At 33.9% G+C, this 20267-nt stretch carries 11 protein-coding genes and 1 pseudogene; 7 read left to right on the top strand and 5 right to left on the bottom strand.

Annotated elements, in window-relative coordinates:
• Window positions 1-185: 185 nt before the first annotated feature.
• Window positions 186-1385 carry a pyridoxal phosphate-dependent aminotransferase gene (locus tag ACZZZT_RS20695; RefSeq protein ID WP_463461766.1) on the bottom strand — a complete coding sequence of 400 codons (1200 nt, stop codon included), beginning with the start codon at window positions 1383-1385 and terminating at the stop codon, window positions 186-188.
• A gap of 121 nt (window positions 1386-1506) precedes the next feature.
• Here ACZZZT_RS20695 and ACZZZT_RS20690 point away from each other — a divergent pair, with 121 nt between their 5' ends.
• The 6 genes from ACZZZT_RS20690 to ACZZZT_RS20665 all read left to right on the top strand — a co-directional run bounded on the left by ACZZZT_RS20690 (window position 1507) and on the right by ACZZZT_RS20665 (window position 9225).
• A complete protein-coding gene (locus ACZZZT_RS20690) occupies window positions 1507-2547 on the top strand; it encodes a pepsin/retropepsin-like aspartic protease family protein (protein WP_463461765.1) in 1041 nt (346 codons plus the stop codon).
• Window positions 2548-2552: 5 nt separating this feature from the next.
• Window positions 2553-2831 carry a PDZ domain-containing protein gene (locus ACZZZT_RS20685; protein WP_463461764.1) on the top strand — a complete coding sequence of 93 codons (279 nt, stop codon included), beginning with the start codon at window positions 2553-2555 and terminating at the stop codon, window positions 2829-2831.
• A gap of 132 nt (window positions 2832-2963) precedes the next feature.
• Window positions 2964-5597, top strand: coding sequence for a T9SS type B sorting domain-containing protein (locus ACZZZT_RS20680; RefSeq protein ID WP_463461763.1), 2634 nt, complete (start codon window positions 2964-2966; stop codon window positions 5595-5597).
• Between the two features lie 28 nt (window positions 5598-5625).
• Window positions 5626-6561, top strand: coding sequence for a PorP/SprF family type IX secretion system membrane protein (locus tag ACZZZT_RS20675; RefSeq protein ID WP_463461762.1), 936 nt, complete (start codon window positions 5626-5628; stop codon window positions 6559-6561).
• A gap of 10 nt (window positions 6562-6571) precedes the next feature.
• Window positions 6572-8623, top strand: coding sequence for a carboxypeptidase regulatory-like domain-containing protein (locus ACZZZT_RS20670; protein ID WP_463461761.1), 2052 nt, complete (start codon window positions 6572-6574; stop codon window positions 8621-8623).
• A 119-nt stretch (window positions 8624-8742) separates the two neighbouring features.
• On the top strand, window positions 8743-9225 hold the full coding sequence (locus ACZZZT_RS20665) for a hypothetical protein (RefSeq protein ID WP_463461760.1): 483 nt from the start codon (window positions 8743-8745) through the stop codon (window positions 9223-9225).
• A gap of 310 nt (window positions 9226-9535) precedes the next feature.
• Here ACZZZT_RS20665 and ACZZZT_RS20660 read toward each other — a convergent pair whose 3' ends face one another.
• Window positions 9536-9916, bottom strand: coding sequence for a DUF1573 domain-containing protein (locus ACZZZT_RS20660; RefSeq protein ID WP_042566356.1), 381 nt, complete (start codon window positions 9914-9916; stop codon window positions 9536-9538).
• Between the two features lie 243 nt (window positions 9917-10159).
• Between ACZZZT_RS20660 and ACZZZT_RS20655 the strand changes: the two are divergent.
• Window positions 10160-12795: pseudogene (locus tag ACZZZT_RS20655) on the top strand (valine--tRNA ligase).
• Window positions 12796-12876: 81 nt separating this feature from the next.
• On the opposite strand, the gene ACZZZT_RS20650 reads toward ACZZZT_RS20655, so the two are convergent.
• From ACZZZT_RS20650 to ACZZZT_RS20640, 3 genes are all read right to left on the bottom strand, one after another.
• A complete protein-coding gene (locus ACZZZT_RS20650) occupies window positions 12877-15792 on the bottom strand; it encodes a S8 family serine peptidase (RefSeq protein ID WP_463461759.1) in 2916 nt (971 codons plus the stop codon).
• Window positions 15793-16265: 473 nt separating this feature from the next.
• Entirely contained in the window at window positions 16266-17585 is a 1320-nt protein-coding gene (locus tag ACZZZT_RS20645; protein ID WP_463461758.1) for an APC family permease, read from the bottom strand.
• Window positions 17586-17758: 173 nt separating this feature from the next.
• A complete protein-coding gene (locus ACZZZT_RS20640; RefSeq protein WP_463461757.1) occupies window positions 17759-20053 on the bottom strand; it encodes a TonB-dependent siderophore receptor in 2295 nt (764 codons plus the stop codon).
• Between the last annotated feature and the right edge of the window lie 214 nt (window positions 20054-20267).

Here is a 20267-nt window from a genome sequence, read left to right as displayed (position 1 = left end):
AATGGGTATATCTTTTTAAGGCGGTAAAGATAATTAATAAAAAGGAAACATTTTCTATCGTTTTTACTATTTAATCATCCATTTTTGGATATAATTTAATTAAAGCAAAACCTGTATTTTTTAAATACAAAAGACAATAACAGTTAAGTTATTGCCTTTTTAATGGTTGTTGTTATGTTTAGTTGTTATTTTCTAGTATTATAAACCAAAAGCGCTTCTTTTAAAATATTTACAGCGGTAACTAAATCTTTTTTATTTAAAACATAAGCAATACGCACCTGATTTAATCCCATTCCCGGAGTAGAGTAAAATCCGGCTGCGGGAGCGACCATAACGGTTTCGCCGTTTAGATTGTAACTTTCTAAAAGCCATTGTGCAAAATCTTCTGAATTGTCAATTGGCAATTGAGCAATGCAGTAAAAAGCACCTTTTGGTTTGGTTACAATTACGCCTTCAATTTTGTTTAATTCCGTAATCAAAGTATCACGACGGCTTTTGTATTCTGCAATAACTTCGTCAAAATAACTTTGAGGTGTATCTATAGCGGCTTCACAAGCAATTTGCTCGATAGTAGGCGGACTTAAACGTGCCTGGGCAAATTTCATTACAGTTGCAAGAACCATTTTGTTTTTAGTAACCAAACAGCCAATTCTCGCGCCACACATACTGTAACGTTTTGAAACTGAATCGACCATAATAACGTTTTGATCTACATCTTCTAAATTCATAACAGAATAATGTACGTCATCTCCATCATACAAAAACTCACGATACACTTCGTCAGCAATTAAGTATAAGTCATATTTTTTGATTAAACCTGCAAGTTGTTTAATTTCAGTTTCTGAATATAAATATCCTGTTGGATTTCCCGGATTGCAAATTAGGATTGCTTTCGTTTTCGGAGTAATCAATTTTTCGACTTCTTCGATACTAGGCAAAGCAAATGCTGTTTCGATAGTCGAAACAAGAGGAACTACGGTTGCACTTGTTGATGATGCAAATGCATGATAATTAGCATAAAACGGTTCCGGAATAATGATTTCATCTCCTGGATCTGTAATTGTGGCCAGTGCAAAAAGTAAAGCTTCAGAACCACCGGTTGTTACAATGATGTCTTCTGGGTTAACATTTACATTTTGACGTTGGTAAAATTTAGCTAATTTTTTTCTATAACTTTCATATCCGGCAGACGGACTGTATTCTATAATACTTAAATCAATATTTTTTACCGCCTCGATGGCCACTTCGGGTGTCTTGATATCCGGTTGACCAATGTTTAAATGATACACTTTATGTCCTTTTTGTTTTGCAATATCTGCATAAGGAGCAAGTTTACGTATCGGTGATTCGGGCATGTTTCTGCCTTTGTTTGAAATTGTTGGCATGTGTTTAATTATTGAAGTGCAAATTTGCATTTTTTTTCGAATTTAACGTAAACATTAACGGCTCTTGTAAAAATGTAACAATAATCAATATATTTACTAATTTTATAATAAAATATTATCAATGAAAAAATATATTGTGTTGTTTTTTGGGCTTTTGTCAGTTTTATCGTTAAAAGCGCAAAGTGATTTTTTAATTGAAAACAATCGTAAAAAGGTTATTATTCCTTTTAAATTGATTAATAATCTTGTTTTTATTCCGATAAAAGTAAACGGCGTTGAATTGAACTTTTTGCTTGATTCAGGAGTCGAAGAAACCATTTTGTTTAGTATGGAAGAAATGCAGGAAGTAAGTTTTAATAACATAGAAAAAATAAAGCTGAGAGGTTTAGGTAGTGAAGAAGAAATAGAAGGATTAAAATCAACAAACAATATTCTGGAAACTCATGGCATAAAATCTAGCAATCATTTGGTTTATATTATTTTAGATCAGAGTTTTAACTTGTCTTCTCACATCGGTATTCCGGTAAACGGAATTATCGGACATAAATTTTTTAAAAATAATTTAGTCGAAATTAATTATCAAAAAAAGAAGGTTATCGTTCATTTAAATAACGAAGAAACAAGGCAAAAATTAGATAAAAAATTTAAAGCAGTTCCTATTACGATTGAAAGATCGAAACCTTATATTTATACAACAGCAGTTTCAAACGGTGAAGAAATACCCGCTAAATTGCTTATTGATATAGGAAATAGTGATGCATTCTGGATTTTTGAAAACAATAAAATAAAATTGCCAAAAAAGAATTTTCCTGATTTTTTAGGAAAAGGTTTTAGTGGTGATATTGAAGGACATCGGGCAAAACTGGAAAAATTTTCTATTGCCGATTTCGAATTTAAAAATCCAATTGTTTCTTTTCCGGATTCGACTTCTATTCGAAATGTAAAAATGGTGCCGGATCGTATTGGTTCTGTTGGCGGTGAAATTTTAAAACGATTTACTTTGGTTTTAGATTATGCAGACCGAAAATTATATCTTAAAAAAATACCAAATTTTATGAACCCTTTACCTATAATAAAAGCGGAATTACGATTCAGCATAATGGTTTACAATGGGTTCAGGAAACAGTTCATTTACAAACAGTACAAGTTGCATCATCAGTAAGTGAGTTGGAGGATAGAGAAAAAAATAATGATAATTTCAGATATAAATTTCTTTTGAAGCCAGTGTATGAAATCATAAATATTCGTAAAAATTCTGCGGCTGATAAATGTGGACTTCAAAAGGGAGATATAATAGTAAGTATCAATAAAATATTACCTTATAAATATTCTCTTCAACAAATAAATAATCTTTTAAAGTCTGAAGAGGATGCCTGGATTAATATGGAAATAGAGAGAAATAGTTTGATTTTAAAATTTCGATTCAGGCTGGAAGACGAATTATAATATTCGTATTAAAAGAGAAGTTAACGAGATTTTTTTGACCTTGCTCTTATTTTTTGACGAAATTAATAAGAAAATTAAGTTTTTTGATAAATTGGCGTAATATTTTTATTATGTTTATCAAAAATATAATTTATGGTCAAAAAATACGCTAATTTCTTACAAGTTTTCTTGTTTTTTGTTTTTTTATCATTTTTACCTATAACTTCATACGCTCAATGTGCAGGAAATGACGCATCATTGACAATTTGTGATTATGATAGCGCTGCAAATGCATCGGTTAATTTATATTCTTTATTAGGACCATCGGCGACTCCGGGTGGTACATGGTCTGATGATTATGATATGGGAGGATTGGATCCTGCAACTGGATTCTTAAATGTACATGCTATTTCCTATAGTGGTGTATTTAATTATACCTATACAGTAGATGGCATTGCAGGCTGTACAGATAATTCATCAACCGTTTATGTTACAATTGGCGGTTATACAGGGAAACCTTCTCAAACAATAATTTGTTCTGCATTAGGTACTTATAATCTTTTTCAGGCTTTTGATGGTAGATTTCTCAGTCCGTTGCTTAATGGAAAATGGCATGATAACAGGACTAATAAGGATATTGAGGAATCTGTTAATGTTAAGGAGTTAAGCGGACTTTACTCTTTTACTTACAGGATGGATGCTGAGGGTAGATGTGCAGCTCCACCTCAGGCAACCGTATTTGTAAAAGTTGTAAGAGCACCAGAAGCCGGAGATGCGAAACCTCCTTTATTGATTTGTAGCGATGCGATAACTAATTATACCAATTATGACTTGTATAATTTGCTTACAGGTGCAGATCCCAATGGTACTTGGACCGATATGGGACCTCGGCCAACCGGAGAATTAACTTTTGCCGGAGATCATTTTATAGACATTGAAAAAATTTACAACCGATTTGGAGCAGGTACCTATAATTTCAATTACAGCGTTCCATCTCCAGAGGCAGTTTGTAATGCTGATGATGAACAAATAACAATTATAATCGAAAGAAAACTGGATCTTACTGGTGCAACGCTTGTTGTTAGCCCAGATATATGCGAAACAGAAATTCCAACGGCAACGTATACTGCCAGACTTACAAAAGGACCGGCTGCGATTCCAAATGGAACTTATAACGTGATATTTAGTGTTTCAGGACCAAATGGTGGTATAGAAACGGTTACAGCAAATTTTACCAACGGAATTCTTCTTTTTCCAATTAAATCAGATTATTTTAAACAGGTTGGAGATTTTACAGTAACAATAATTGATGTATTTGCCCAGAATAGCAAAAGAGCCTGCACCAATGTTACTAATAATTTATCAGATATACTTCACATATATCCAATACCAGATCTGACAGGAGCAAAAATTGATCAAATAAAAACGTGTCAAAATAGTGACGCTGTAGCAGTAATATCAAATGCAGTAAAAATCATTGACGGTATTTATGACCTTCGTTATAATATTTCCGGAGCCAATACTGCCAATTTCCAAACAGTACGAGTTACGTTTACAGGCGGCGTGGCAAGTTTTACAATTCCGGATATTTTAAATTCACGAAGCGGAAACGGTGTAATTACAATTACCAATATTACCCATGTAATATCACTATGTACAAATACGGCAAATTTAAAGGGAAATATTGTTATAAATCCGTTACCGAATATTGCCAATTTGAGAATACAAATTGCTAATGTTTGTTTTGGAGATGCGGTTTCGGCTTCAGTTTCAGGATTAGGAAATTTAACAGACGTAACATTATCCTATACGCTTTCCGGAAGTAATACATCGACAGTTCAGACTGTTGTGTTAACTCCAACGGGTGGAAATGCTTCTTTTGTAATTCCTTCCGCATTACTTTTAAATACAGGAACCACAACTGCAACAGTTACAAATTTAACAAATAACTCCACCACATGTGGAATTAATATAAGTGGTGTTGCCGATCCGTTTACTATAAACCCGATTCCTGTGGCTCCAACCGCTATTAATCAGGAATTTTGTAAAATTGATGGTGCGACAATTGCTAATTTACAGCCAAATGGAGCACAATATAAATGGTATGATTCAGCGATATCAACAACACCATTTGCAGATACTTATGTTTTACAGTCAGGCAATTATTGGGTAAAAGTAACAGCTTCAGATTGTACATCAGAGCCTAGCATGATAACAGTTACCATAAATGATACACCCGCTCCGGTCTTAAATACAGACGGACAGAATTTTTGCGGATTAAATACTCCAACCGTTGCAGATTTATCTAACAACACCAATGTTCCTGCAACAATAGTTTGGTACGATGCGCCGAACAACGGAAATTTATTGCCGTCAACAACTGCTTTAACAGAACAGGGAAGATATTATGGTTTTAATTTTTCGGACACAAGTGATTGTTTTTCTTATGATTATCTTGAAGTAACGGTTACACTAACAGATTGTGATGATGTGCCGAATGACTTTTTTATTCCTGACGGATTTTCTCCAAACGGAGACGGTGTAAACGACACTTATGTCATTCCGAATATTGAATTTTTATATCCAAATTATACAATTGAAATTTTTAACAGATACGGAAACGGAATGTATAAAGGCTTTAATGGTAAACCGGGATGGGATGGTTTAAATTATGAAAGAGAAGGAATTGGCAGCGGAATGGCGCCAAACGGAGTCTATTTTTATATTCTCAATTTTAATAAAGATAACAGACCTCCTAAACAAGGCCGCCTTTATTTAAATCGCTAATTCCTTTACCTTATTAATATAAAATTCAATGAAAAAAATCATAATTTTTATAAGTTTTTTCTTTTATATAACGTCAATATCCGCACAGCAGGATCCTGAATACACACATTATATGTACAATATGAGTGTAGTAAATCCTGCATATGCATCTGGAATGCCGGCAATGTTAAATCTAGGCGGATTATACAGAACACAATGGGTGGGTGCAGTTGGCGCTCCAAAAACATTTACCTTTTTTGGTCACACAGCCATAAATGATAAAGTCGAAGTAGGTTTGTCATTAATATCTGATGATATTGGCGACGGGGCAAAAAAGGAAAATAATGTCTATGCAGATTTTGCCTATGTACTTAATTTAGGAGGACAAAACAGACTTTCATTAGGTTTAAAAGCAGGATTTTCATCTATTCAGACAAATTTTAATGGTTTTGTTTTGCAAAGTGGCGATACCTCAACAGATTTGGCTTTCGCCGAAAATGTAAACGTAACCAAACCAAATATTGGAGTAGGAGCTTACTTTTTCAGAAACAATTTTTATGTGGGATTGTCAGCGCCAAACTTATTAAATACGAAACATATCGAAGAAAAATCAGGAATAAACGCCTTCGGATCAGAAGATATTCATACATTTTTAACCGCCGGATATGTGTTTCAAATCAATGACAAGGTGAAGTTAAAACCAGCCTTTATGACCAAATATGTTACTGGCGCACCACTTTCTATAGATATTACGGCCAATGTTTTGTATAATAATAAATTTGAACTTGGTGCCGCGTATAGAATCGATGATGCCATAAGCGGCTTAGTAAATATTAACGTTACGCCGTCTCTTAGAGTTGGTTATGCATACGATTATACACTTTCAAATTTAGGACAGTTTAATTCAGGAACACACGAAATTATGCTGCTTTTTGATCTGGATTTATTAGGAAAAGGATTTGATAAATCACCTAGATTCTTTTAAAATGAAAAATATGAAAAAACTACTCGTTATTATATTCGTATTTTTAATACAGTTTGTAAATGCACAAGATCAGGAATTGATTAGAGCTAAACGGTTTTTTGATAAAACCTATTATAGTCAAGCCATTATTTTATATCAAAAACTGGCAGAAACTAAACCTTCGCAGGAAGTAATTAAAAATCTGGCCGATTCTTATTATTATACAAATGACTTAATCAAAGCACAGCGTTATTACAGGCTTTTAGTCACCAATTATAACAAAGATTTAGACAGGCAATATTATTTTAGATACGCACAGACCTTAAAAGCAAGTAATAGTTATGCCGATGCAAATATTATTTTAAAAGAGTATTATGCCAAATCAGCCAATAGTCAGGATTCTGTTTATTTTCAAAAAGAATTAAAAGAACTTGAAAATGTATCAGCAATTGGGAACAGATTTGACATCAAAAATCTCGCAATAAATACACCTAATTCTGAATTTGGAGCCGTTAAATACAAAAATAATCTGGTTTTTGCAGGCGTGAAATTAAAGCCAGGATTGTTCGACAAAAAATACAAATGGGATAATGAAACTTATTTGAATCTGGTAAAGGTTCCGGTCGAAAATAGTAATTCTGCAGAAACAATTGTGACTTATTTTGCCGATGAATTAAAAACAGGCGTACACGAAGCCAACGCTATTTTTACAAAAGATGGCAAAACAATTTATTTTACCCGTAATAATTCTAAAAACGGCAGCAAGAAAAAGAACGATCAGAAAATTTCAAATCTTCAAATTTTCAAAGCCGAACTTGTAGAAGGAAAATGGAAAAATATTGTTTCACTTCCATTCAACAGTCCGAATTATTCTGTAGAACATCCAGCTTTGAGTGCCGATGAAAAAGTGTTGTACTTTGCTTCGGATATGCCCGGAAGTTTAGGTTCATTTGATATTTATTCGGTAAACATTAATAGAGGTGCTTTTGATACACCAAAAAATCTTGGATCAGTTATTAATACAGATAAAAGAGAACAATTTCCGTTTGCTTCAGATGATAATAAACTTTATTTTTCTTCAGATGGACATTTGGGATATGGGTCGCTGGATGTTTTTGTTTCTGATATTACAGGAAATGAATATTCGAAACCAACAAATATCGGTTTACCATTAAATTCGAATTTGGATGATTTTTCCTTTAATATCAATTCAAATACCAAGGAAGGATATTTTGCCTCAAACAGAGAAGGAGGAAAAGGAAGCGACGATATTTATCAATTTAAAGAAATCAAAGACTTAATTGTAGAAGATTGTAAACAATTTATCGCAGGAACAATAACCGATATTGATACAAAACTGGCGCTTGAAAATGCAACAGTAATTTTGCAGGATTCAGAGAATAAAAACCTGAATACTATTACAACTTCTGCAGATGGAAAATTTAGTTTTACAGTTGCATGTGAAGCTGTTTATAAAGTTTCGGCTTTCAAGGAAAAATACACAAATGAGTCTGTAACTTTATCTTTAGACAAAACCAGAAATAAAACAAGCGATGCATCTTTGGCGCTAAAATCTGTAGATGCAATTAAACTAGAAGAAAAAGAAAATGCCGAAAAGAAGAGAAAACAGGAAATCATTATAGAAGAAGAGAATAAGAAAAAAGAAGCTTTGGCAGCTGTTCAATTAAAAGAAAAAGAGAAAAAAGCAAAAGAAGCAGCAATTGTCGCGGCCGAAGTTAAAAAGAATGAAAAAGTAAAACAGATTTTAGAACAGGAAAAAGATGTTATAAGAGATGATAAAAACAGATTGATCATCAAAACAGATCCAATTTATTTTGATTACAATATGTGGTACATCCGTAAAGAATCAAAAGTGGTTTTAAGCAGAGTTGTGTTTTTAATGAATAAATATCCAGGAATGGTAATCGAAATTGGATCACACACAGACTCGCGTGGAAATGCAAAATTCAATGAAGATTTGTCTCAAAAAGAGCTAGTTCAACAAGAGAATTTATCATACAATCCGGCATTAATGCAAACAGAGTTACAGCAAAAGGTTACGGAGAATCTGTGCCCATTATAAAATGTAAAACAGATGAAGCCTGTTCAGAAGAAGATCATGAATTGAACAGAAGAAGTGAATTTGTAATTAAAAATTTGTAAATTCATCGACGTATAATAACTATTGAATTTAATATAATTATGAAAAAACTAGTCATACCATTTTTGCTTCTGACTTTAGTCGGATTTCAAAGCTGTAAAAAAGAAGAAAAACAAAAAGAAACCGAAGCAGTTAAAGCTGAGGAACAAAAAATTGTAAGCATTGAATGCTATAAGGCCATATACGAAAAAGACACAATTGATTTAAAATTGAATACCTTAAAAAACGGAAAATTAACCGGAGATATGGTGATGAAAGTTGCGCCTTCAACAGTAAGAACAGGTGAAGTTTCAGGCGAATTTCATGGTGATACATTATTTGTAGACTATACATTTAAGGAGTTGGCAAGCAAAGACAGAATTTTTAAAAATCCAATGGCACTTTTAAAACGTGATAAACAGTTGATTTTAGGAAATGGTACAATGCAGACAACAATGGGGGTAACGTACTTAGTAAAAGACAAACCTATTGATTTTGAAAGTGTAAAATATAAATTTACAAGTGTTGAATGTTCTGATAAGTAAAACGTCATAGCAAACCCGACAGGTTTTTAAAACCTGTCGGGTTTTTTATGCGATGCTATTTTTGGCAAAATTTAAAACTTTGCCAAAGATTTACTCATAAAAGCAACCATAATATTGTAAATATGGCCAATGGTTTTAACCATTGGAGCGCAATATTGTTACGCCTTGTATTGTGTCCCCACGGTTGAAACCGCGTGCTATGGTTGGAAATATAAAAGAATTAAAATATGTAATGTATTTGTCATTTATGACAAGACGTAAAAAAGCCGCTTCATTTGAAGCGGCTCTACTATTTTTAGAATGTAATTTTTTATAAAACTTCCCCTTTAATTTTTAGGGCAACTCTACCATCAGGATAATTTACAGCATTGGTTTCTACAGTAATTGTTTTACGAATAGGACCTGCAGCCATGTTATATTTCACATCAATCTTTCCTTTTTTACCTGGCATAATTGCAGCAGCAGGTTTTGTAACAACGATCGTGCTTACTGTTGATTCTGCAGATGTAATTAATAATGGGGCGTCTCCGGTGTTTGTAAATTCAAAAGAGCGAACTCCATTATCACTTTTTGATATTTTCCCATAATCAACTGTATTGTCCGGTGCCGAAAATTCAATTTTTGGACCGTTCTGCGAATAACCTATTGCACTAAATAATACTATTACAATAAAAGTGGCAACATTTTTCATTTTGAAATTGTTTTTAAGTTGTAAGTAAATATACTTTGTTTTAATTAATACACAAATTATTATTTCGCTTTTTATAGTGTACTTAATTATTTACTTTTGCTGTCAGTTATAATTACAAAAATTGAACCAATTTTTTTATTGTTAATTTGTTTAACTGTTTAATCGTTTAATTGATTAAGCTTAGACGATTAAACGAAGTAACAAATTAACGATTAAACATATCCACGATTAAACAATCTATAAATGAGTATTCCAGCACAATTTGACGCTAAAACGATCGAGAATAAATGGTATGATTACTGGATGAAAAATAATTATTTTCATTCAGAGCCAGATCATAGAACACCTTATACAATTGTAATTCCGCCACCAAACGTGACAGGAGTCTTGCACATGGGGCATATGTTGAATAATACAATTCAGGATGTTTTAATTCGTAGAGCGCGTCTTAAAGGTTTCAATGCCTGCTGGGTTCCGGGAACGGATCACGCATCTATTGCAACCGAAGCAAAAGTTGTGGCAAAATTAAAAGCGGAAGGAATCAATAAAAATGATTTAACCCGTGAAGAATTTTTGGCGCACGCCTGGGAATGGACAGATAAATATGGTGGAGTAATCCTGGATCAGCTTAAAAATTGGGTGCTTCCTGCGATTGGGAAAGAACCAAATTTACGATGGATCCTGACATGTCAGCATCTGTAATTAAATCATTTGTAGATTTATACAACAAAGGATTAATTTACAGAGGATACCGAATGGTAAACTGGGATCCGGAAGCCAAAACAACTTTATCTGACGAAGAAGTTATTTACGAAGAACAACAAGGAAAATTATTTTTCCTAAACTATAAAATTGAAGGCACTGAGGAATTTTTAACCATTGCAACAACACGTCCTGAGACTATCTTTGGAGATACTGCAATTTGTATCAACCCAAATGATGAGCGTTTTACACATTTAAAAGGTAAAAGCGCCATCGTTCCTATTTGTGGTCGAGTAATTCCGATTATCGAAGATGAATATGTTGATGTAGAATTCGGAACCGGATGTTTAAAAGTAACTCCGGCGCATGATGTAAACGATAAAGCATTAGGAGAAAAACACAATCTTGAAATCGTTGATATTTTTAATGAAGATGCTACGCTAAATAGTTTCGGATTACATTATCAGGGGAAAGATCGTTTTGTGGTTCGTACCGAAATTGCAAAAGAGTTAGAAGAAATTGGAGCTTTGGCGAAAACCGAAATCCATTTAAATAAAGTAGGAACATCTGAAAGAACCAAAGCGGTAATCGAACCAAGATTATCAGACCAATGGTTTTTAAAAATGGAAGATTTAGTAAAACCGGCAATTAAATCGGTTTTAGAAACGGGAGATATTAAATTACATCCAAAACGTTTCGAAAATACTTATGCGCATTGGTTAAACAATATCCGCGATTGGAATATCTCTCGCCAGTTATGGTGGGGACAACAAATCCCGGCTTATTATTACGGAGACGGAAAAGAAGATTTCGTAGTTGCAGAAAATATCGAAGACGCTTTAAAATTAGCAAAGGAAAAAACTAACAATCAACAATTAACAATTAATAATTTAACACAGGATGTTGATGCGTTAGATACCTGGTTTTCGTCATGGTTGTGGCCGATGTCAGTTTTTGGCGGAATAATGGACCCTGAAAGTGCAGATTATAAATATTATTATCCAACAAACGACTTGGTAACAGGTCCGGATATTTTGTTTTTCTGGGTTGCGAGAATGATTATTGCAGGTTACGAATATGCAGGTGAAAAGCCATTTACAAATGTATATTTAACTGGTTTAGTTCGTGACAAACAACGTCGTAAAATGTCTAAATCATTAGGAAATTCTCCTGATCCTTTAGATTTAATCGATAAATTCGGAGCTGATGGAGTTCGTGTAGGATTGCTTTTAAGCGCTTCTGCAGGAAACGATATTATGTTTGATGAAGAATTATGCAATCAGGGAAAAGCATTTTCAAACAAGATTTGGAATGCTTTTAAATTGATTAAAGGGTGGGAAGTTTCAGAAACTATTTCGCAGCCGGAATCATCAAAAGTAGCGATCGAATGGTACGAAGCAAAATTGCAACAGACATTAGTTGATATCGAAGATAATTTCGAAAAATATAGAATTTCAGATTCATTAATGGCCATTTATAAATTGGTTTGGGATGATTTCTGTTCTTGGTTTTTAGAAATGATCAAACCGGCTTATCAACAGCCAATTGATAAAGCAACGTTTGATAAAGCAATCGAAATGTTAGAAAGTAACCTGAAATTGTTGCATCCGTTTATGCCTTTCTTAACTGAGGAAATTTGGCATTTAATTGCTGAGAGAACTCCGGAAGAAGCGTTAATTGTTTCAACCTGGCCGGAATTAAAACCATTTAATGCGAATTTAATTGCTGATTTTGATAATACAATTGAAGTAATTTCTGGAATCAGAACGATCAGAAAAGATAAAAATATTCCGTTTAAAGATGCTATCGAATTGAAAGCAATCAACAGCGAAAACATTTCGACTTATTTTGATTCAATCGTAACGAAATTAGGAAATATTTCTACTTTCGAATATGTTGCTGCTAAAGTAGACGGAGCATTATCTTTCCGTGTAAAATCAAACGAATATTTCATTCCGATTTCAGGAGGAAATATTGATGTTGAAGCTGAAATTGCAAAATTATCTGCCGAATTAGTTTATACACAAGGTTTCCTAAAATCGGTTCAGGCAAAATTATCGAACGAAAAATTTGTTGCCGGAGCACCGGAAAAAGTTTTAGCAAACGAAAAACAAAAAGAAGCTGATGCTTTGGCAAAGATTGCTACAATCGAGCAAAGTATTGCTGGTTTGAAATAAGAATCAGATTTTCTTTTAAATATAAAATCCCAATACTGAATTCAGTATTGGGATTTTTTTAAATAATTTGAATCTCAGAAATTAGTTTTTAATGATCTTTCTGGTAGTTACAATTCCTTTATCAGAAATAAACTGAACGATATAGATTCCAGGAGTTTGTTTCGCAATGTTCACATTAAACTCTGTTCCTTTATTGGTTTTTTCTTCAAAAACAACACCATTATAAAGGCTTGATATTTTTAAAGTTCCCTGTTCGGCATTGTTGATGCTAATTTTAAAAATGCCGTTTGTTGGATTAGGATAAATCGTAAATACTCTGGAATCTTCTGCTTCTTTAAGTACGATTTCATCAGTTTTAGTGTTAGGTTTGTCAGCTTTTACAAGAGCAAAACGTTCACCGCCTTCTAGTTCGCCTTTTAAGGCATCTTCCTGAATGACATCTAAAGTAATTTGTTCCTCGGCAGGAAAGTCTCTCGCTACCCTAAAATCAAATGTTATCCCAAAAGTTTCTCCATTATCGATAGGTAAATTTGTAATTGCCGCTTCTGCCGAAGTGATCAGAATTTTATTTTTATCGATAATTTTCACACTTCTCAGGCTTCCATTAGATTCTGCTCTTTCAAATAAACGTGCATCAAGAGTAGCTTCTATAGTTCCGCCTAATTCGAAGAAATTGTTTTTAAGGTTTTCATTAAATCCTTTATCCAGAAATCTAATATTTACAGATTTAGATTTTATACCTCTAATAAAAACGGCTGTTGGCGCTACAACATCAGTAGTATTTAAATTGTAAACACTCAGGTTTTTCCAGGCAATATTATTGTTGTTTTTAGCATTTGGAGCAATACTGCCATTAACTTCATTAAACATAGGATCACCAAAAGATTCAATTCTGGCTGCTAAACAAAAATGATGCTGGTCAAATGAAAAATCACTTGGGTTTGGCGGATACCACGGAATCATAACAATTGCACTGCTGCCTGCAGTTATGGCCGGAATATTAACTTCGCCTATTAGATCGCCATGTAATACGCCAAGTACACTAAAATTAATAAAGTTAGTAGGCCATGTTAGTCCTGTAGATGCCTTGGCAAAATATAGTTTTACTTTTGAAGCAGAACTTGTAGCGGTTCCTCTGTTGTAAACTCTAATGTATACGGCATTTGGTGAACTTGTTTTATATTCAGGATTTTCATGTACAAGTCCTGCGTCAATATTTTGTCTTACCCAAATATCATCGCTTATCCACATAGGCCCTGAATCCGGATTGGGTTGTACACCAGTATCAAATGGTCTGTCTTTTATATAAAGATCAGCCAGCGGAGGTACTATTCCGGTAACAATAACAGAATATTTTTGAAGGCTGTTTACCAAAGTTCCTTTATGAGAAATACTTATCGTATAGTTGCCAGCAGCCCCAATGATCTTGATTCTCTCAAACGGATCCCTGGTATTATCACCTAATGTGTTTGTGGTAGCGGTTAACAATTTGTAAGGAAAAGTAGTTCCTGATGAATTGGTTACGCGAATATCGAGATCGTTTACCAATTTGGCAGTACCAATATTTGGTGTACTTCCAAAATAAGCTGCACCTGCGGGATCTGTCCATGAAATTGAAGCAATCAAAGGATTTACACCATCAGATGTTACCGTAAAACTATAATTTGCTCCGTTATTTAATGTGTTTTCGTCGATAATAGCATTCGTTCCTTTTTTTGTAATAGTTTCGGCTGCAAATTTTGCATTTAGTAATCCCCATCCAAAAATAGCATCAGGACCAACCGGACCGGCATCGTCTGCGGTATGTAATGCCAATCCTTTTAAGGTTGCAGCACGCATAAACCCGCCGGTTTTGTTTTTGTAATGTTGTTGCAGCAAAAGCAATGTTCCGGTAACGTTGGGAGACGCCATCGAAGTTCCGGTTGCGTTTCCGTAACTGCTATTTGTTAGTGGTGTTATTACAGATGTGAGTGTAGCGGTCGAATACAGCAAAGTCCCGTTTCCGGTAAGATCCGGCTTGATTCTTAAATCGTCTGTAGGACCCTGACTGCTGGAGGCATTAATAGTAACACTTGATAATGCTCCAGTACTGCTTATTACAGCATCATTAGCATTTGCAATTACAAGATTGTTTTTGCAGGTAGCAAATCCGGTCAGCTTATCATAGCTTGCACCTCCTATAGGGCTTGGATTTGCAGTGTTGTCATTACCATCATTTCCCGCAGCTTTTACCATTAAGTAGTACGGCGCATTAAACATTACGTTATCCCAATCTCTTGCAATGGTTTGGTAAGCACCAAATTGCCATGGAGCAATTAAAATAGGCCCTCCCGGAGAACTTCTTGTTGCCCATCCATAAGAATGATTGGATAATAACATTCCGCTTGAACCAGCTGCTGCTGTGGCTTCAGACAAATCACTATTCCAATCGTTGGTTCTGGCATTTGCCTGATAAGCCATTCCTTTTGCCTGCGCCACCACACCTGCAGCAACAATAGTACCGGTAACATGATTGGCATGCTGGCTATTGTTGTTTGCGGGGTTAATAACGGTCGCACCATCTAAAATAGAAACCCTTCCGCCAAATTCGTTATGAGTAGGAAGTGTAGCACCACCATCCCAAACATAGGCTGTCATGGTTTGTCCGTTGAGTGTAAGACCCAAACCGCCACCGGAATTTAAATAATTAGTTCGGGTTGACTTTGCTGCGTCGGTATTTTCAGGAGTAAAGTAAATTGGCGACTTTCCGTCCGGAGTAACGTCCATCAACTCACTTTGCGTCCCGTCTTTATTAATAATGGTCAGGCTCCAGCCATTAGTTCGGGCAAGACTTATTGCTCTTTCCTTATTTCTATCTGCCTCCGCTTTGTATTTTATACTTAAAGCTTCGAGTTCTGCGACATTTGTTTCAGACTTAATCTTTTCAATATCACTTTGTGTTTGGGAATACATGATTCCGCAAATCAGGAAGAGAATAATTTTGTATAAATTTTTCATATGATTTTTGATTTTTAAGGATAAATTTTTTCATGATTTTTTGTTCTTTGGAAAAAAGGGGAGGACTTCTGTCATTTGTGATTTGACAGAATACGTAAAACAAAGTGGTTTTCATTTTCATAATTCTGAGGATTAAACGGTTAGTAAGAAAAACTTTTAAAAAATTGTTTCTGTAATTTTATTTACAAACTAATATAGTTTTGTATGAATTTACTTCAACAATAACAAATCTCGCTAAAGTAAACGAAGTGAAATAGCGTATAAATACCTGATTTTTAAGTTGTTGATATTTATTTTTAAATTCATCCCAAAATTCTGCTGAAGAAGAATAAATAAAGGCGTGAGATCCTTTTATAGATAGCTGAACTTTTCTCTTTTATGTAGAAAAAGTAAATGAGGCTTCAAAAAAGAGCAAAAAAAACCGTCTCAATTAAGAAACGGTTCTAACTTTATTTTAAAGATTCAGAATAGTATTATGTGTTTTTCTTTCGATTTAAAACCAAAAATAAAGGGTAAGAAACTACAGTAATTCCTATAATAATCACAAAGCTTTTTGGGTCACTAAAAATAAAACCAATCAATAATGCAAAAGAAGCTATAATAGCAATTATCGTACTCCATGGATGCCAAAAGGAGCGGTAAGGTCTTGGTAAATCCGGTTCGGACTTTCTTAGTTTAATCAAAGAAAAATAAGCCAAACCCCAAACAATAATAGAGGTGAAGGCAGCAAATGAAAATAAAACTTCAAATGAACCAATACAAATTAAAAATAAACTGAAAAGTGACGAAACCAAAAGCGCAACAATTGGAGTTCCGCCTTTATTGACTGTTGTACCTTTTTCGATAAAAAAACCATCGCGGCTTAATCCGTATAAAATTCTTGGAGGGATCATCATAAAGGCATTCAAAATGCTAATCAAAGAAAAAATAGAAATTACGGTAACGATAATTGCACCGTTTTTCCCAAAAATAATATTGGCAACATCGGCAGCAGCCAAATTAGATTTTGCTACAGTTTCAATGGGCAAAATATAGAAAAAAGCAATGTTTATCAGAACATAAATAGCTATAACAAGCAATACGCCGCTATATAAGGATTTCGGGATATTTTTTCCCGGATTTTCATTTTCTTCTGCAAAAAAACAAACAGCGTTCCAGCCATTATAAGTTCCGATGATCAGTTGAAGCGACTTAAAAAATCCAAATATTAACCCTATTTGAAAGACAGTATTGTTTTTTGGAATTGGATCTAATTTTACGCCTGAATACATAAAACAAGCCACAACTAAAGCAACAAAACAAATCACTTTCAGAAAACTGGTTATTTGCTGAATAACACTTCCGTTTTTTACTCCGCTTAAATGCAATAAAACAAAGGCAATTAATAACGAAATGGCAATTTCAGTTGAAAAATTTGCCAGACCCGGAAACAAAATTATAAGATATTCACTAATTACAATACAATAAAAAGCAGGCGGAATGGCATTGGTAATATAATCAAACCAACCCGAAAGAAACCCGGCATAATTTCCAAAAGCTCTTTTGATGTAATTGTAAGATCCTCCGGCTTTTGGTAACATTGTAGCCAGTTCTGCATAAGAATTGGCACCAATTAAAACATAAATTCCGCCAATAAGCCATGAAGTAATAATAAGCCAGTAATTGTCAAGCATTCCTGCAATTGTGCCTGGTGTTCTTAAAATTCCAACTCCAATTGTTCCTCCAATTAATACGGCAATATTAAAACTTAATCCTAAACTTTTCTTTAATTGGTTCTTTTTGGAATCTGACATATTTGGGTTTTATTTTGATATTTTGATGGAGCAAAAGTAATTATAAAATGAGACACATTTTTAACAAAATAAAAAACCTCACCTTTTGCAAGATGAGGTTTAAAATTTCCAAAAGAGCATTCTAATTTTTAATAATCAGAAAACGCTGTATGGGGAAAATCTAATTCAAAATTTTAGAATTTATAACGTAAACTAGTCATTACCTGACGAGGCGCGATTGGGTTTACACTATAATTTTCGTGAACTGTATAATTCAATTCATTTGTAATGTTTGATAATCGGCATAAGATTGAGAATTTTTTCCATTCATACCCAAGAGAAGCATCTACAGTAACGTAACCTTCTAAAGGAATATCACGATCTCTAATCGTTACAGTATATGTTTTTGGATTGGTTGCAGGTGTGTTTTCTGTCCATAAATAATCATCATTCCATCCTCCTGTACGATCTCCAACATAGTTTCCAATCGCTCCAAAAGTCACTCCTTTTAATAAACCGCTTGGCAATTTGTAGAAAAAGCTCAAATTGGCAGTGTTTTTTGGAGTTCTTGCTAAAACATCTCCAACAACAAGACTTCCGCTTGTGCCGGATGATTTAGATACTTTGGTTTCATTAAAACTATAACCTGCCATAATGTTCAAGCCTTCTAAAGGTGTAGCAGTAATATCTATTTCGACTCCTTTTCCTTTTGTAGCGCCAACTAATTCTTTTAGATTGGTATTAACGTTTTGTGTAACACCGTCTGATTGATATTGAGCTGTTTGTGCTAAATTATTATTGGTAATTTGATATAATGTTACGTTTGTAGTCAAAAGACCTTTGAAGAAATCTTTTTTCACACCAACTTCATACTGATCTATAATAGATGGGTCTAATGGTTGTGAATCTACGGTTGTTCCTGTATTTGGGGTAAAAGAGTTGGAGTAACTTGCAAACAAAGATAAATCTTTAGTTGGCTGAACTACCAATCCTGCCTTAGGTGAAAAAGCTTTGCTAATAGATTTAGCACCAATTACTGGTAGTGCATCTTCGTAAGCAGTTGTAATGACGTTTACATTATTCTTTTTCTCTATCACTTCCTTTGTAGTGGTAGCTTCGCTTTGCTGCCATGACCAACGTAATCCCGCCAGAACTTTTATATATTGATTTATCGAAACTAAATCTTGAAAATACGCTCCAAAACGTTGCGTTTCTGTACTTGTTAATTGAGTAGTTCTTGCTGGATAAGGAATAACAGTATTTTGTGTGCTATAATCGTAAGTATATAAGTTTATAGCGGTAGCTTCTGTTGTTAAAAGGTCTGCAGGTTTTCCAGGAGCATAGAATCCAAAAGTATAACTTGGAGCTAAAGAGTTTTCGTAGTCAGCACCAGTGAAAATTTGGTGTTTTACACTTCCTGTATTAAAAGTTCCCTGTAAACTTAACTGGTCACCAAAAATTTGTTCGGCAGCGTCAGCTTTTGTTAAACCACGTTTCCAATTTCCATTAGCATCGATTGTACTTAACTGTGCTGTAGATGTTTGAGTTCTGCGGTAAGATTGGTAAGAAGAATTAAAATTTAATTTCCAATTTTTATTGAAATCATGGTTAAATAATAAGGAAGCACTAGAAGATTTAGTATTTGCAGTAGACCAAAGTGCTCCGAAGAACTCGTTACGAGGCAAATCTAAAATTGTTTTTCCGTAGATTCCGGTTCCAAAATCCGGAGTCCAGTCAGCACTTAAATAATCTCCTTGTAATGTAATTTGGGTTTTATCTGAAAGATGAAATAGGAAGGAAGGATTGATATAAATACGTTCGTTTTTTACAAAATCCCTAAAGCTTTCTGAGTTTTCATAGGACCCTGTAAATCTGTAGGCAATAGATTTATTTAAAGGTCCGTAAAAGTCAATAGATGGCTTATAATAAGAGTAACTTCCCATTTGCATAGAAACTTCTCCACCGCTTGTAAATTTTGGTGTTTTGGTAACTAAATTCATAATTCCGCCAGGAGCAACATTTCCATACAATAAAGCTGAACCTCCTTTTAAAAATTCAACTTTTTCTAAAGAAGAAACTTCAGGTATAGAACCGGCATTATATCGAAAACCATTTTTAAACATATTATTGGCACTCATATCATATCCTCTTGAAAAGAATGATTCCTGTGCGCCACCACGAGCAGATCCTACATAAACACCATTAAGGTTTTTTACTACTTCACTTAATCTAATTGCTTGTTGTTGTTCGATTACTTCGCTGCCAACAACCTGAACACTTTGCGGCAAGTCCATTACTTTAATTCCTGAACGTGCTGCCGAAATTGGTTTTTTAGGTTTATTGGCTGTGATTAAAACTTCATTAAGAGTTTCTCCTTTTTTGTTTTTTACAGTATCGTTTGCTGTACTATTATCTATACTTGTGTAATCTTGGCTATAAGAAGCAGCAAAACTTATCAAGGCTAAGAATAGTATTAAATTATGTTTCATGGTATTTATTTAGATTCAATAAAAATTACGAATGCAAATATAGAGATGTGAAGTCCTTAACAAAAAATTATGAGGTCATTATCTTGATTAAAGTTTCATTAATATTGTCTTAAGATTAGCTTAAGATTTTGCTTTTACTATTTTTATTTTATATTCTATGAAATGCCTAAAAACAAAAAAACCTTGCCCAAAAGAGCAAGGTTTGATCGAAGAT

Source organism: Flavobacterium sp. AC274 (genome assembly GCF_979258275.1).
The sequence above is the reverse complement of the archived record's forward strand: the minus strand, read 5'-3'. Positions and strand labels throughout refer to the sequence as shown.

What these genes read in the sequence shown, in the direction of transcription:
- ACZZZT_RS20695 (WP_463461766.1), bottom strand. Translation starts at nt 1,385, where the DNA reads ATGCCAACAATTTCAAACAAAGGCAGAAACATGCCCGAATCACCGATA.
- ACZZZT_RS20690 (WP_463461765.1), top strand. Translation starts at nt 1,507, where the DNA reads ATGAAAAAATATATTGTGTTGTTTTTTGGGCTTTTGTCAGTTTTATCG.
- ACZZZT_RS20680 (WP_463461763.1), top strand. Translation starts at nt 2,964, where the DNA reads ATGGTCAAAAAATACGCTAATTTCTTACAAGTTTTCTTGTTTTTTGTT.
- ACZZZT_RS20675 (WP_463461762.1), top strand. Translation starts at nt 5,626, where the DNA reads ATGAAAAAAATCATAATTTTTATAAGTTTTTTCTTTTATATAACGTCA.
- ACZZZT_RS20670 (WP_463461761.1), top strand. Translation starts at nt 6,572, where the DNA reads ATGAAAAAACTACTCGTTATTATATTCGTATTTTTAATACAGTTTGTA.
- ACZZZT_RS20665 (WP_463461760.1), top strand. Translation starts at nt 8,743, where the DNA reads ATGAAAAAACTAGTCATACCATTTTTGCTTCTGACTTTAGTCGGATTT.
- ACZZZT_RS20660 (WP_042566356.1), bottom strand. Translation starts at nt 9,916, where the DNA reads ATGAAAAATGTTGCCACTTTTATTGTAATAGTATTATTTAGTGCAATA.
- ACZZZT_RS20650 (WP_463461759.1), bottom strand. Translation starts at nt 15,792, where the DNA reads ATGAAAAATTTATACAAAATTATTCTCTTCCTGATTTGCGGAATCATG.
- ACZZZT_RS20645 (WP_463461758.1), bottom strand. Translation starts at nt 17,585, where the DNA reads ATGTCAGATTCCAAAAAGAACCAATTAAAGAAAAGTTTAGGATTAAGT.
- ACZZZT_RS20640 (WP_463461757.1), bottom strand. Translation starts at nt 20,053, where the DNA reads ATGAAACATAATTTAATACTATTCTTAGCCTTGATAAGTTTTGCTGCT.